Raw genomic sequence first — 14,799 nt, 5'->3', positions numbered from 1 at the left:
TTCTTCTCCCTCTCCCCGCACTTCGCGGGGTGAGGGGCTTTGTCCACGCACTGAACTCGCGGAGAGTCCCCCTCACCCGGATCGCATCCCTGGATGCGATCCTATCTCTCTCCGCAAGCGGGGCGAGGTGAGGAAGTGTGCAGCAGGCTTTCCCGCCTTTACTTCGCCGGCCGCACCGGCGCAGAGAACTGCTCGGTGCGGTCGCGCTCGACCATGTCGATCACGGTGACCATCGGCGCGGTCAGTTCATAGACATAGCTGACGTCGGTGAAATAGCGCTTCGACGTGCCACCCAGCGCTTCGGGCGCGACGCGGTCGAGCAGGATCAAGCCGAAATCGCTATCGGGACGGCGCGTCGCTTCGCTGGTGTTGAACTCCTCCCAGCGGAAATGAAAGATCGCGTCGGCGTCTTCGCCGGTGACCTCCCAGTTGGCAACGATATGAGGATGCTTGCCGACCAGCGACAATCCCTCGTCGGAATGCGAGGCAAGTTCGAAGAACAACAGCGACAAGCTTTGGGCCGCACGCGCGCTGACCGCGATATCCGGGCCGCTCACGGCGATGCGCTCGGCGTGCGGAATGGCGCGCGCCTCGAACAGCCCCTTCAGCTTGACCCCCTGCCACTGGCTGTCGCTGAGCAGCGACACGACGTTGGACATCGCATGGATACGGCCGATCAGAAGCTCGCGCGCGACATCGATGTCGGAGCCGTGGCGTAGTGTCCGGGTGATGATCGACTGGATCACTGCCAGAATGTTCTTCACGCGGTGATTGAGCTCATCGATGACGGCGGTCAGCCTGCGCTCGAAACCGATCCGCACCTGGATTTCGCGGCTCAAGCGCAAATTGTTGTAGGCCACATAGCCGAAGAGGCCGCAGACCACGCCGGTCAGGGCGAGGCCGATCGCGCCGACGATCGCCGCGGTCTGCTCGGCGCGTTTCGCCGCATTGGTCTTCGCGTAATAGGCAAGCGACCAGTCGCGGTTGCCGAAGGTCACGGTGCGTGTCGCCGATGGTGCCTCACTCGGCGCCTTGCGGGCGCTGACGACGCCTTGGTCGTTGGCGACCAATTCTCCCTCGGCGTTGCGCGGATCCTTCAGCGCCACCGAAAACAACGACAGGTCGTCATTGGTCAGCATCAGCGACGCCAGCTCGTAGGAGAAGATGACAAAGCCGGCCGGCGTATTGGCGTCGGGCTGTACCACCGGCGCGGCGAGCACCACGCCGACCGGCCCATTCGGACCCAGAAGGGGCAATGGATCGGACGCATAGGGCTTGCCCTCACCCATCGCGAGGGAGAGTGTGACGCTGAGGACGGCATTGTCGTTCAGCGCGCGCCCGACGAACGGGGCGGTCTGGGCATTGCGCGGCTCGACATCCATCAGGACATCAACGGGCTGTTGCAGCGAACGCGTGTCCAAAGGCTTGCCGTCGAGACTGCGGATGGTCGGATCGGGAAATCCGGCGCGCGCCAATTCGTTGCGGGCGGCATCCAACTCGCTCGGCTTGAGCCGCGCAACCCAGCCCGCCACGACGAAATCGGTCTTGAAGGCGTAGATGGACGAGCGCAGCGGCTCCAGCATGTTGGCCTTGATTCCCGAGGGCAGGCGGAACAGGCCGGACGCGACCCGGGCAAGCAGCTCGCGCTCGGTCAGACGATCCTGGACCAGACTGGCATGCACATCGATGGCGCGCGCCAACGCAATGCCGTCGATGGTCAGTTCCTGCTGGTGCACGCGATAGGCCGCGAGGCCGGAGAGCAGGACCCCGATCAGCGCGATAAAGCCGATGATGAAACCCAGCCGAACCACTCGCCTACTCGACAATGCGCGGTTGGCGGACAGACATGACGTTCATCGGGAATTCGCCGGCGCGGCAACGACGCGGAGGAGGACAGGGGCCAACCGGCTGATATGATGATGCAGTCATGATCGCTACGCAACTGCGCTCGGCTGTGAAGCTTAACGCTCGCGCTTCTTGAGAGACGGCTGATGGCTGCCCCGCAGAACCCGAATTATGATAACTGTGACGTGCGAATTTGGTTCCCGCCAGCGCGCTGAATTTCCATTGCCGGCCCAAGTTTCGCGGCAGCGCCCCGTCACAAACCTTAACAATATTAACGTATGAGCGGCCGCCCTAGGCGACGTCAGGGCCGCCTGGGCTGCGAGGCGACGCTCAGCCCGCCTTTGGCCTCGATGAAGCCGATGATGCGGTCGAGCCCTTCGCTTTTCTTCAGATTGGTCATGACGAAAGGCCGTTCGCCCCGCATTCTCTTCGCGTCGGTCTGCATTTTCTCCAGCGAGGCCCCGACGTAAGGCGCAAGATCGATCTTGTTGATGACAAGAAGGTCGGAACGGGTGATCCCGGGACCGCCCTTGGAGGGAATCTTGTCCCCGGCTGCGACATCAATGACATAGATGGTGAGATCCGCGAGCTCCGGGGAGAAGGTCGCCGCGAGATTGTCGCCGCCGGACTCGATCAGCACCAAATCGAGATTGGGAAATTTCGCGCGCATATCGGCAACCGCCGCGAGATTCATCGAGGCATCCTCGCGAATCGCGGTGTGCGGGCAGCCGCCGGTCTCGACGCCGGCGATGCGATCGGGCGTGAGCGAACCCGATCGCACCAGGAATTCGGCGTCCCATTTGGTGTAGATGTCGTTGGTGATGGCGGCGATGTCATAGCGCTCGCGCATCGATTTGCATAACAGGTCCATCAGCGCCGTCTTGCCCGATCCGACCGGACCTCCGACACCGATACGAAGCGGACCGTGAGAGCTAGGCATGGCAAGTAGTCCTTTGGTTCTCGTCGTCCCGGCGAAAGCCGGGACCCCCGGCGTGAGCGCTCGCGCTCGTCGCGATACCGCGCGGCGCATCAGCAGGGCACGGTGACAGATGCTCTTCGCAACAACGAAGGCCTGTGGTTACGGGTCCCGGCGTTCGCCGGGACGGCGGGTGAAGAGTTTTGACCATCATGACCTGAACAGGCGCGTATACTGCGTCTCGTGGCGCAGGCTGGCGAGATCGGCGCGAAACGTCGCGCTGCCGATGTCGTCGAGCGAGGCGAGCCGGGCCCGCTCCGCCGTGGCCGCGACCACGCCCTCGAGCGATGACAGCACATGCTGGCTGTCGGTCTGCCCGAGCGGGATCAGCCGGCTGCCGGCTGAAATCCAGTTCGAGACCAGCGCATGCAGAAAGGCGTGCAGCGTCGGATCAAGCGGAATCGCGTGCGCCGCGCTTACGATTCCGACCGCGACCGGATAGACGATAGGGCTCTCGCAACGCGCGAGCGCCTGCTCCAGGCCGGGACAGTTCCACGCCGCGCGCGCGGTTTCGACGAAGGCACGCCCCTGACTCACGGTCTCGAGTTGTCGCTCGCGGGAGGGCACGAAGGCAGCCGCGAGCTCGGCAACCTCGCGCAACGCGGCGTGATCGCCCGCCTCCACGGCGCGATGGGCATGCAAAAGAAACACGCCGTCGCAGAAGCCGGATCCGTCGGCGAGCATCGCCGCGAGCCAATCACGCAGCGTTTGCGCATCATGAATGTCGCCCGCCTCCACCGCCCATTCGATGCCGCTGGAGTAGGAAAACCCGCCGACCGGAAAGGCCGGCGACAGCCAGGTCAGGAGCCGGTATAGCGCGGCCGCATCGCCGCCCATGAGCGCCCCCGGCTCCGGCACCTCGCGGCTAGTCGTGGTCATGAGCATGGGAGTGACCGTGGTGGTGCCCATGATGGCCATGCCCATCGTGATGATGGTGCTCGTGATCGCGGCCATGGCCGTGATCATGCGCATGATCGTAATGCGCGACCGGCTCGTGCGCATGGCCGTGGGTGGCTCCGGCATAGGCGCCTCCCTCGGGATCGAACGGCGCCTCGATCTCAATCACGCGCGCGCCCAAGCCCCTGACCATCGCCTCGATCACATGGTCGCGCCGGATGCGCAAGCCCTTGGGCATGATCTGCGTCGGCAAATGGCGATTACCGAGATGCCAGGCGAGGCGGATCAGATGATAGGGATCGGCCCCCTTGATCTCGAGCAGCGGCTCGGGCGCAGCGACCACTTCGACCAGCCGGCCGTCCTCTAGCACCAGCGCATCGCCGCCGCGCAGCGCCACCGCGTTTTCCAGATCAAGCAGAAACGCCAGTCCGCGCGTCCCTTGCATCGCCATGCGCCGCCGGTGGCGGTCGTCGAAATCGAGCACGACCGCATCGGCAGGCGCCTCCGTCCAGCGATGCTGCGGCTTGACCTGCGTCGCGCGGATCATCTCCAAACGCCTCCTAGAACTTCTCAACCTTGCCGTCACTGATGATCTCGATCACCGTCGAGTTCTTCAGCGGCGTAGAATAGTCGCGCCATTTCTTCATGTGCGGGGCCCGCGCATGGGCGTTGAGGTCATCGCGGGTCTCCCAGCGCTCGACCACCACGTAGACATTCGGGTCATGGATGCTGATATGGCCTTCATAGGACAGACATCCTTTTTCCTTCCGCGTCTCGGCGATGCATTCCTTGTGGCCCGCGATGAAGGCATCACGGCCTTCCGGCTTCATTTGCGTGGTGGCGATGACGTAGATCACAAAATTCCTCCCGGTTTCCTTGAGATGCGGCGCCGACCTTAGAACATGAAGTAGCGTTGCGCCAAGGGCAGCACCTCCGCAGGTTCGCAGGTCAGGAGATCGCCGTCTGCGCGCACCTCATAGGTCTCCGGATCGACCTCGATCTTGGGCGTGGCGTCGTTGTGGATCATACTCTTCTTCGAGATCTTGCCGCGGGTGTTCTGCACCGCATAAAGCTTCTTGTCGATCCCAAGCTTGCGCGCCAGTCCTCCCGCGACCGCGGCTTTCGAGGTGAACACCACCGAAGAGGCGGTGAGCGACTTGCCGAAAGCGGCAAACATCGGCTGGTAATGCACCGGCTGCGGGGTCGGGATCGAGGCATTGGGATCGCCCATGGGCGCCGCCACGATCGAGCCGCCCTTGATGATGCAATCCGGCTTGACGCCAAAGAACGCCGGCGACCACAGCACAAGGTCGGCGAGCTTTCGTTCTTCCACCGAGCCGATCAGCTTCGAGACGCCGTGCGCGATCGCCGGATTGATGGTGTATTTGGCGATGTAGCGCTTGACGCGGAAATTATCGTTGTCGTTGCCCTTGTCCTGCGGCAGCGCGCCGCGCTGCTTCTTCATCTTGTCCGCGGTCTGCCAGGTGCGGATGATGACTTCCCCCAACCGGCCCATCGCCTGGGAGTCTGACGACATCATCGAGAGCGCCCCCAGGTCGTGCAGAATATCCTCCGCCGCGATCGTCTCCTTGCGGATGCGGCTTTCGGCAAAGGCCAGGTCCTCCGCGATCGAGGGATCGAGGTGGTGGCACACCATCAGCATGTCCAGATGCTCGTCGATGGTGTTGCGGGTGAAGGGACGGGTTGGGTTGGTCGAGGACGGCAGCACGTTCTTCAGCCCCGCGACCTTGATGATGTCGGGCGCATGGCCGCCGCCGGCACCTTCGGTGTGGAAGGCATGGATGGTGCGGCCCTTGAAGGCCTTCACGGTATCCTCGACAAAGCCCGACTCGTTCAGCGTGTCGGTATGGATCATCACCTGGATGTCGTAGTCGTCCGCGACCGACAGGCAGTTGTCGATCGCCGCCGGCGTCGTCCCCCAATCCTCGTGCAGTTTCAGCGCGCAGGCGCCTGCCTTGATCATTTCCTCCAGTGCACCCGGGCGCGACGCATTGCCCTTGCCGGAAATGCCGAGATTGACCGGGAAAGCATCGAACGACCGGATCATCCGCGCCATGTGCCACGGCCCTGGCGTGCAGGTCGTCGCAAACGTGCCGTGCGAGGGTCCGGTGCCGCCGCCCAGCATCGAGGTGACGCCGCTCATCAGCGCATGTTCGATCTGCTGCGGGCAGATGAAATGGATGTGGCTGTCAAAGCCGCCGGCGGTGAGGATCTTGCCTTCGCCCGCGATCACGTCGGTGCCCGGGCCGATCACGATGGTGACGCCGCCCTGGATGTCCGGATTGCCGGCCTTGCCGATGGCGCTGATCAAGCCGTCTTTGATCGCGACGTCTGCTTTGACGATGCCCCAGTGATCCACGATCAGCGCATTGGTGATCACAGTGTCGGCCGCGCCCTGCCGGTTCGTGATCTGCGACTGGCCCATGCCGTCACGGATCACCTTGCCGCCACCGAACTTCACCTCTTCGCCATAGGTGGTGAAGTCCTTCTCCACCTCGATGATGAGATCGGTGTCGGCAAGCCGCACCTTGTCGCCGGTGGTCGGGCCGAACATATCGGCATAGACCGAACGCTTGATTTTCACAGACATCAGATGCCCCCCAACTGAAGAATTAATGACGCCGGCAAGCGGATGGTCGCGTCACATCGCGCTCCTGGCATTGGCGACGGCTTCATCGAACAAGTCATCGAGCGTGGCGTTCGCGCCACGGCAACCCGCGACGACTTTCTCCGCCCAGTCGACGTAATCGGCCAGCTCATCGCGCTGCGCCTGAGTTGGATTCGGAAAAATCCGGGCCCGCACATTGCTGATCTTGTCGGCGATCTTGATCAGTTTCGCGCCCGGCGATTTCTTCGACGCGTCTTCCACCTGCTTCTGCCGGCGCTCGCTTTTCGACAGGCTCATGTCGTCAGTGCACTCCTCCACGAGCCCGGCGACACGCAGGCCGAAGCGCTGCGCAAGCTCGTCGTGCGTCGTCTCGGTGTCTTCAAGCGTGTCATGCAGCCACCCCGCAGCGACCAATTCGGCATCCTCGCCATTGCTCGCAGCCGACAGCAGGCTCGCGACTTCGGCGAGATGATTGATGTAAGGCTCGTCGGCGCGTGCTTTTCGCTGCTGCCCCGTATGGCGCCGCGCCGCAAGCTCGGCGGCTTCGGAGATGAGGCGGATTCCGGTGAGCATGGCCTACAGTTCCTCTTGTAACTTGCCCCGGACGCCGCTCTCAGTGCTCCCTCCCCCCGCAAGTGGGGAGGGACGGAGCCGGTCAATTGTACTCACTTCACGGAAGATCACGGTCCTATACTTTCACAGCTTGCCCATCACATCGCCACGAAAACCGTAGATCGTACGCTTGCCCGCGAGCGCGACGAGTTGAACGTCGCGGGTCTGGCCTGGCTCGAAGCGGACCGCGGTGCCGGCGGCGATGTCGAGCCGCATGCCGCGCGCCTTTTTGCGATCGAACTTCAAGGCGGGGTTGGTCTCGAAGAAGTGGTAATGCGAGCCGACCTGGATCGGGCGGTCGCCGGTGTTGGAGACCGTGAGCGTCACCGTCTTGCGGCCGGCATTGAGCTCGATCTCGCCGTCCTTGATGAAGAGTTCGCCGGGGATCATCTCTCTATTCTCCTTCGTCATTCCGGGGCGATGCGAAGCATCGAACCCGGAATCTCAAGAAAAACTTCTGGATTCCGGGTTCGGCGCGTTGCGCCGCCCAGATTGACAATTCCGGGTCAGCGGATTGGTTCGTGCACGGTGACGAGCTTGGTGCCGTCGGGGAAGGTCGCTTCGACCTGGATGTCGTGGATCATCTCGGGGATGCCGGGCATCACCTGCTCGCGGGTCAAGACCTGCGCACCGGCCCGCATCAGTTCGGCCACGGTGCGGCCGTCGCGTGCGCCCTCGACGATGAAGTCCGAGATGATGGCGACAGCCTCTGGGTGGTTGAGCTTGACGCCGCGCTCCAGCCTTCGACGTGCCACCATGGCCGCCATCGAAATCAGAAGCTTATCTTTTTCGCGGGGAGACAGATTCATGCGTGATCTCTAACGATTTTGAACAAACCTACGGCTTGCGCATGAGCGCGTCGAAAACCGGCATCCACTTTCCCGATCATGCCCTAGTTGATCCAGAGCCGCGGCAGCGGAAGGTCGCTTGCGCGACGCAGTACCGCGATCATGTCGGCGCGAAGCCGCGCCGCATCTTGGGCACAGAAGCGCGCCATTGCAAACCCATTCCAGGCGGAGATGCCGACCTCGCCGCCAAAGCTGTCCGCAGCCTGCCCGATCCGCTCCACCAGTGCCTGATCGCCTGGCACGACAAGCGCGGTTGCGATTGCCGCCGCACCCTTGCTGATCGCAGGTCGCGCGAGCTTTCCGCCGATATCGCCGTCAAGCCGTACGGTCTCGGCGAAAACGAGCTTGCCGCCGTACCGTAGCCGCCAGCGATCGACGAAGCTGCCACTTTGCATCCGCTCCCCCATCGCGGCGCGGCCGAACACCACGATCTCGCAAAGGAGCAGCGAGGCGCCCTCGGCCAGGTCAATGTCGATCCGGCGCGAGACTTTGGCACGATCGAACAGAATAGTTTCCTGTGGCAGCCAGGCGAGCTGCGCGCCTGCGCCGACGCTCAAGGAGATCGCAAGCTCGGCCGGCTCGTCCGTGGCGCGGTAGACCTTTTCCGCGGCCGCCGTGGTCAGCGTCAGGCGCGCCTCTTCGCCTGCCGTGATCCGAACCTCAAAGCGGTCGCCGCCGGCCACGCCTCCCGCAGTGTTGACAAACACCGCCGAGAGCCCCTCGCCCTCCGGCGACGGAAAGCGGACGCGCAAAGAACCGGACTCATGCAGAGAGCCGCGCCTGGTGACGCCATCGCGCACGTGCACGTCAAACGCAACCGCGCCGCGGGCGCGGTTGGCGGCGAACACCGCCGACGACGTGCTGGGTGTCTCAGTCCGCATCCGCCCCCTCATTCGATCCACCTCTCCTTCCGGGCGAGGTGCACCTTCGCCGGCCGCAACGGCTCGACCCGTTCCGCCGCTCAAAGCGCCATCTGGCGGCTGATCTCGGTCGCGTCGAGGTTGGAGCGATCGCAGGAAAACTTCACTGCGCCGCGGTCCATCACGGCAAAATAGTCGCCGAGCTCGCAGGCGAAGTCGAGATATTGTTCGACCAGCACGATGGCGATATTGCCGAGATTGCGAAGATAGGAGATCGCCCGGCCGATATCCTTGATGATCGAGGGCTGGATGCCCTCCGTGGGCTCGTCGAGCAGAAGCAGCTTGGGCCGCATCACCAGCGCACGCCCGATGGCGAGTTGCTGCTGCTGGCCGCCGGAGAGGTCGCCGCCACGCCGCCCGAGCATGGATTGCAGCACGGGAAACAGCGAGAATACGTCGTCGGGAATGTTGCGGTCATCGCGCTTGAGCGGCGCAAAGCCGGTGCGCAGATTTTCTTCCACGGTCAGCAGTGGAAATATCTCGCGCCCCTGCGGCACGAATCCGATGCCGCGGCGCGCCCGCTCGTAAGGCCTCAGGGTGGTGATGTCGGCGCCTTCGAAAGTGATGGAGCCGGAGGCGATCGGATATTGGCCGACGAGGGCGCGCAAGAGCGAGGTCTTGCCGACGCCGTTGCGCCCGAGCACGCAGGTCACCTTGCCCGGCTGCGCGTTGATCGACACCCCGCGCAACGCCTGCGCCGCGCCATAATAGAGGTTGATATCCTTGACTTCGAGCATCGCCTCAGCGCCCCAGGTAGACTTCAATGACCCGCTCGTTCGACGAGACCTGGTCGATCGTACCCTCGGCCAGCACCGTGCCTTCATGCAGGCACGTGACCTTGACGCCAAGCTCGCGCACAAAGCTCATGTCGTGCTCGACCACCATCACGGTGTGATCGCGATTGATCTGCTTGAGCAGCTCGGCGGTCTGCTGCGTCTCGACGTCGGTCATGCCGGCCACGGGCTCGTCGACCAGGAGCAGCTTCGGGTCCTGCGCCAGCAGCATGCCGATCTCCAGCCATTGCTTCTGGCCGTGCGAGAGACTGCCCGCGAGCCGCTTGCGCGCGTCCGTCAGGCGGATGGTCTCGAGCACGCGATCGATGCGCTCAGTGTCTGATCTGTTCTGGCGCCAGAACAGCGTGCCCCTGACGCTGTGATCGACATTGAGCGCGAGCAGGAGATTGTCCTCGACCGTCTGACTCTCGAACACGGTCGGCTTCTGGAACTTGCGCCCGATGCCGAGCTCGGCGATATGCGTCTCATCTAACCGGGTCAGATCGGTGGTGCCGTCGAACAGCACGATGCCCTCGTCCGGCCTGGTCTTGCCGGTGATGATGTCCATCATGGTGGTCTTGCCGGCACCGTTCGGACCGATGATGGCGCGCATCTCGCCCGGCGCGAGCGTCAGCGACAAATTGTTGATGGCCTTGAAGCCATCGAAGGAGACGTGCACGCCGTCGAGATAGAGCAGCGCGGATGTGGTGCGACCGTCGACCGTGTTCATGCCTCACTCCGCCATCTTGGGTTCGCTGACGCCGTTTTCGCGTGCGGCACTGGTGGCGGCCTCCGCCGCAAGCCGCCGCTCCTTCCAGGGCAGCCACCAGCTATTGATGGTGCCGACGATGCCCTTCGGCAACAGCAGCGTCACCAGAATGAACAGCGCGCCCAGCATGAACAGCCAGTATGGGGCGAGCGCACCGGAGGTGAAAAACGTCTTGGCGTAGTTGACGACGATGGCCCCCAAAGCCGCTCCGACCAGCGTGCCGCGCCCGCCGACGGCAACCCAGATCACCGCCTCGATGGAATTGCCCGGCGCGAATTCGGACGGATTGATGATGCCCACCTGCGGCACGTATAGCGCGCCGGCAACGCCCGCCATGCAGGCCGAGAGCGTGAAGACGAACAGCTTGTAGGATTCGACGCGGTAGCCGATGAAACGCGTGCGCGATTCCGCGTCGCGGATCGCGATCAACACCTTGCCGAGCTTGGAGGTCACGATCGCGCGGCAGATCAGGAAAGCAATGATCAGGAACAGGCAGCTCAGTGCAAACAGCGCGGCGCGGGTGCCCTCGGCCTGGACGTTGAAGCCGAGAACGTCCTTGAAGTCGGTCAGGCCGTTGTTGCCGCCGAAGCCGAAATCATTTCGGAAAAAGCCGAGCAAGAGCGCATAGGTCATCGCCTGCGTGATGATGGAGAGATAAACGCCGGTGACGCGGGAGCGGAAGGCGAACCAGCCGAAGCAGAAGGCGAGCAGGCCGGGGACCAGGATCACCATCAGCGCGGCAAAGGGGAACATGTCGAAGCCATACCAGTACCAGGGCAGCTTCTGCCAGTTCAGGAACACCATGAAGTCGGGCAGGATCGGGTTGCCGTAGACGCCGCGGGTGCCGATCTGGCGCATCAGATACATGCCCATGGCGTAGCCGCCCAGCGCGAAGAATGCGCCATGGCCGAGCGAGAGAATGCCGCAATAGCCCCAGATCAGGTCGATCGCGAGCGCCAGGATGGCGTAGCAGACATATTTGCCCCACAGCGCCACCAGATAGGTCGGCACCTGCAAGAACGAGCCTGACGGCAGCAGCAGGTTGGAAAGCGGGATCAGGATGCCGCAGGCGGCGACCACCAGGATGAAGGTGGTCGCGGCCCGATCCAGCGAACGCGTCAGCATATGGCTCATCATGCTTCCACCGCCCGCCCCTTGAGCGCGAACAGGCCGCGCGGCCGTTTCTGAATGAACAGGATGATCAGCACGAGAATGGCGATCTTGCCGAGCACCGCACCGGCTACCGGCTCCAGGAACTTGTTGGCGATGCCGAGGGTGAAGGCGCCGACCAGCGTGCCCCAGAGATTGCCGACGCCGCCGAACACCACCACCATGAAGGAGTCGATGATGTAGCCCTGGCCGAGATTGGGGCTAACATTGTCGATCTGCGACAGCGCCACGCCTGCGATGCCCGCGATCCCCGAGCCCAGGCCGAAGGTCAGCGCATCGACGCGCGAGGTGGCAATCCCCATCGAGGCCGCCATGCGGCGGTTCTGCGTCACCGCGCGCATCTGCAAGCCGAGCGACGTGAAGCGCAGCATCGCCAGCAGGATCGCGAATACGGCAAGCGTGAAGCAGAGGATCCACAGCCGGTTATAGGTGATGGTGATCTGGCCGAGCTCGAATGCGCCGCTCATCCATGAGGGATTGCCGACCTCGCGGTTGGTCGGGCCGAAGGCGGTGCGCACGGCCTGTTGCAACACCAGTGACAGGCCCCAGGTCGCGAGCAAGGTCTCCAGCGGCCGGCCGTAAAGGAAGCGGATGATGCTGCGCTCGATCACGACGCCGATCGCGCCTGAAACCAGAAAGGCCAGCGGCACCGCGATCAGAAGCGAATAGTCGAACAGAGCGGGATAGCGGGTGCGGATCAGCTCTTGCACCACGAACGTGGTGTAGGCCCCGAGCATCACCATTTCGCCATGGGCCATGTTGATGACGCCCATCACGCCGAAGGTAATGGCAAGCCCGATCGCCGCGAGCAGCAGCACCGAGCCGAGCGAGAGGCCGTACCACGCATTCTGCACGCCGGACCACATCGCAAGCGAGCTCTGGATCGACGAGATCGCGCTCGCCGCGGCCTTGGCGACGCTGGGCGGCTGGTCGGCGCCGATGTCGTTGAGCATCGCGAGCGCTTCCTGGTCGCCACGCGACCGGATGATCGCGATCGCATCGAGCTTCTCTTTTTCCGATACGTCCGCCTTGAACAGCAGGATCGCGGCGCGCGCCTGCTGCAGCGCGGCTTTCGCGGTGCCGTCCGTCTCTTTTGCCAATGCGCTTTCGACAGCGGGCAGCGCCTGCTCCTCATGGGACTTGAAGACGGACCGGGCAGCCGAAATGCGCGTTTCAAGCTTCGGAGACAACAGCGTCAATCCCCCCAGCGCGGCCTGAACGTGACGGCGCAGCTTGTTGTTGAGGCGGACTTCGCTGGCGCTGTCGGGAATGGCATCGACGGGAGCCCCGGTCGCGGCATCCATCGCCTTGCCGTCGGTCTGCTTGATGTAGACCTTCTTGGTATCGGCATCAAACATCAGCCGCTCGTCCTGCAACGCGCTGATGATCGGATAAGCCAGCGGATTTCCCGATGCGGCGATCGCCGCGACCGCCTCTTCGGTATCAGAGAAATCGTCGGTGGTGAATTTGGCGACCGCATCCTCGAACGGACCGGCGAAGGCAGGGCCCGCGACGGCGATCAGCAGAAGCATCAACGCAAGCGTGCGAAGCAGAGCGGCGAACTTGGCAAGCACTGGCAAAACCCCGGCAAGAGGTAAGGGGAAGGCGACGACGTCGCCGCCTTCCCCGCGTCGTGAAGTCAGATCAGGTGCGGATCAGGTGCCCGAACCCAGGCACTTGTTGGTCTTGACGTTGTAGTTGCCGCACTTCTTGCCGACCCAGTCGCCGATCAGATCCTTGGAGCCTTCGAGCTCCTTCGACCAGGCATCGCCTGGGACGAGGTCCTTGGTCTTGAACACCACGTCGAACTGGCCGTTGGCCTTGATCTCGCCGATGAACACGGGCTTGGTGATGTGATGGTTGGGCAGCATCTTGGCGGTGCCGCCGGTCAGGTTCGGCACCTCGATGCCGGGCAGCGCATCGATCACTTTGTCCGGATCGGTCGACTTCACCTTCTCGACCGCCTTCACCCACATATTGAAGCCGATGTAGTGCGCTTCCATCGGGTCGTTGGTGGTGCGCTTGTCGTTCTTGGTGAACGCATGCCATTCCTTGATGAACTTCTCGTTTGCCGGCGTCTTGATCGACTCGAAGTAATTCCAGGCGGCGAGATGGCCGACCAGCGGCTTGGTGTCGATGCCGGCGAGTTCTTCCTCACCCACCGAGAACGCGACCACCGGAATGTCGGTCGCCTTGATGCCCTGGTTGCCGAGCTCCTTGTAGAAGGGCACGTTGGCGTCGCCGTTGATGGTGGAGACCACGGCGGTCTTCTTGCCGGCCGAACCGAAGGCCTTGATCTTGGAGACCTCGGTCTGCCAGTCGGAGAAGCCGAACGGCGTGTAGTTGATCATGATGTCGTCGGCGGCGACACCCTTCGACTTGAGGTAAGCCTCGAGGATCTTGTTCGTGGTGCGCGGATAGACATAGTCGGTGCCCTCAAGCACCCAGCGCTTCACCTTCTCTTCCTTCATCAGGTAGTCGACGGCCGGGATCGCCTGCTGATTTGGCGCTGCCCCGGTATAGAAGACGTTGCGCTCGCTTTCCTCGCCCTCGTACTGCACCGGATAGAACAGGATGTTGTTCAGCTCCTTGAACACCGGCAACACGGATTTGCGCGACACCGAGGTCCAGCAGCCGAACACGACCGCGACCTTGTCCTTGGTGATCAGCTCACGGGCCTTTTCGGCGAACAGCGGCCAATTCGAGGCGGGATCGACGACGACCGCTTCCAGCTTCTTGCCGAGCACGCCGCCCTTCTTGTTCTGCTCGTCGATGAGCATCAGCATCACGTCCTTCAGCGTCGTCTCACTGATCGCCATGGTGCCGGACAACGAATGAAGAATGCCAACCTTAATCGTATCGTCCGCGGCGAATGCCGGCGACAGCGCGAAACCGAGCGCCAGGCCGGCGGTCGCCGCCAGCCAGCGACGCCGAGTCATCGTCGCGATGTCCTGAGTAAGTTTTCTAAGCATTGAGATATCCTCTCCCTGACGCAGGCGTGAAAAAACGCTGCGACGGCCAGACCGGCCGCGCGTAGGGAGAATCGCAAGAACTGTGCCATGGCCTGCGGCAGGCCTAAGCCAATGATTGACCAAATGAAATTCGAAGAACGCACAAAAATACCGCGATTTTCTGCCTATCTTTTAGCCGTCCAAGATGGCTGCCTTCTCGGCAATCCGCTTAATTTGCGAGCAGCTCTTGGTAAATGTCTAATTTTCCGGCATGCGATTGCGATCAGGACGCGCAGACCTCCGCATATTTCGCCACGCTCCACGCTCCTGGTGCGACTTCATCCTTGAAAGTGCCGCGTTCCCGTTCCATATCGGGTACAGGACCCCAGAGAATCATCGGGGCATCGCA

15 protein-coding genes are annotated in these 14,799 nt (G+C 63.0%); all 15 read right to left on the bottom strand.

All coding sequences use genetic code 11. The features are described 5' to 3' along the window. Window positions 1–158: 158 nt before the first annotated feature. The 15 genes from F758_RS0109645 to urtA all read right to left on the bottom strand — a co-directional run bounded on the left by F758_RS0109645 (window position 159) and on the right by urtA (window position 14,411). On the bottom strand, window positions 159–1,811 hold the full coding sequence (locus F758_RS0109645) for a CHASE domain-containing protein (RefSeq protein ID WP_024507677.1): 1,653 nt from the start codon (window positions 1,809–1,811) through the stop codon (window positions 159–161). A 335-nt stretch (window positions 1,812–2,146) separates the two neighbouring features. Then, window positions 2,147–2,785, bottom strand: a complete 639-nt coding sequence (gene ureG / locus F758_RS0109640; protein WP_024507676.1) for an urease accessory protein UreG — start codon at window positions 2,783–2,785, stop codon at window positions 2,147–2,149. A gap of 186 nt (window positions 2,786–2,971) precedes the next feature. Continuing rightward, entirely contained in the window at window positions 2,972–3,706 is a 735-nt protein-coding gene (locus F758_RS0109635; protein ID WP_024507675.1) for an urease accessory protein UreF, read from the bottom strand. After that, the gene (locus F758_RS0109630; protein ID WP_024507674.1) at window positions 3,687–4,265 is read right to left on the bottom strand and encodes an urease accessory protein UreE; all 579 of its coding nucleotides are present in this window, start codon (window positions 4,263–4,265) and stop codon (window positions 3,687–3,689) included. The genes F758_RS0109635 and F758_RS0109630 overlap by 20 nt, the downstream gene beginning before the upstream one ends. Before the next feature lie 13 nt (window positions 4,266–4,278). Then, window positions 4,279–4,575, bottom strand: a complete 297-nt coding sequence (locus tag F758_RS0109625; RefSeq protein WP_024507673.1) for a putative quinol monooxygenase — start codon at window positions 4,573–4,575, stop codon at window positions 4,279–4,281. Between the two features lie 38 nt (window positions 4,576–4,613). After that, on the bottom strand, window positions 4,614–6,329 hold the full coding sequence (gene ureC / locus F758_RS0109620; protein ID WP_024507672.1) for an urease subunit alpha: 1,716 nt from the start codon (window positions 6,327–6,329) through the stop codon (window positions 4,614–4,616). Between the two features lie 51 nt (window positions 6,330–6,380). Next, window positions 6,381–6,920, bottom strand: coding sequence for an HD domain-containing protein (locus F758_RS0109615; RefSeq protein ID WP_024507671.1), 540 nt, complete (start codon window positions 6,918–6,920; stop codon window positions 6,381–6,383). Window positions 6,921–7,043: 123 nt separating this feature from the next. After that, window positions 7,044–7,349: an urease subunit beta gene (locus tag F758_RS0109610; RefSeq protein WP_024507670.1), complete on the bottom strand. Its 306-nt coding sequence runs from the start codon at window positions 7,347–7,349 to the stop codon at window positions 7,044–7,046. 116 nt (window positions 7,350–7,465) lie between these two features. Beyond that, entirely contained in the window at window positions 7,466–7,768 is a 303-nt protein-coding gene (locus F758_RS0109605) for an urease subunit gamma (RefSeq protein ID WP_024507669.1), read from the bottom strand. Window positions 7,769–7,851: 83 nt separating this feature from the next. After that, the gene (locus F758_RS0109600; RefSeq protein WP_024507668.1) at window positions 7,852–8,688 is read right to left on the bottom strand and encodes an urease accessory protein UreD; all 837 of its coding nucleotides are present in this window, start codon (window positions 8,686–8,688) and stop codon (window positions 7,852–7,854) included. Window positions 8,689–8,768: 80 nt separating this feature from the next. Then, window positions 8,769–9,464: an urea ABC transporter ATP-binding subunit UrtE gene (urtE, locus tag F758_RS0109595; protein WP_024507667.1), complete on the bottom strand. Its 696-nt coding sequence runs from the start codon at window positions 9,462–9,464 to the stop codon at window positions 8,769–8,771. Window positions 9,465–9,468: 4 nt separating this feature from the next. Next, window positions 9,469–10,230, bottom strand: coding sequence for an urea ABC transporter ATP-binding protein UrtD (gene urtD / locus F758_RS0109590; protein WP_024507666.1), 762 nt, complete (start codon window positions 10,228–10,230; stop codon window positions 9,469–9,471). A 3-nt stretch (window positions 10,231–10,233) separates the two neighbouring features. Further along, window positions 10,234–11,406: an urea ABC transporter permease subunit UrtC gene (urtC, locus tag F758_RS0109585; RefSeq protein WP_024507665.1), complete on the bottom strand. Its 1,173-nt coding sequence runs from the start codon at window positions 11,404–11,406 to the stop codon at window positions 10,234–10,236. After that, window positions 11,403–12,971, bottom strand: a complete 1,569-nt coding sequence (gene urtB, locus F758_RS0109580) for an urea ABC transporter permease subunit UrtB (RefSeq protein WP_198026451.1) — start codon at window positions 12,969–12,971, stop codon at window positions 11,403–11,405. The genes urtC and urtB overlap by 4 nt, the downstream gene beginning before the upstream one ends. A 123-nt stretch (window positions 12,972–13,094) precedes the next feature. Beyond that, window positions 13,095–14,411 carry an urea ABC transporter substrate-binding protein gene (urtA, locus tag F758_RS0109575; protein WP_024507663.1) on the bottom strand — a complete coding sequence of 439 codons (1,317 nt, stop codon included), beginning with the start codon at window positions 14,409–14,411 and terminating at the stop codon, window positions 13,095–13,097. Window positions 14,412–14,799 lie beyond the last annotated feature (388 nt).

It is taken from the genome of Bradyrhizobium sp. ARR65 (assembly GCF_000472385.1).
Taxonomy (GTDB): domain Bacteria; phylum Pseudomonadota; class Alphaproteobacteria; order Rhizobiales; family Xanthobacteraceae; genus Bradyrhizobium.
Note: the sequence above shows the minus strand (reverse complement) of the source record. Positions and strands in the feature narration are given on the sequence as shown.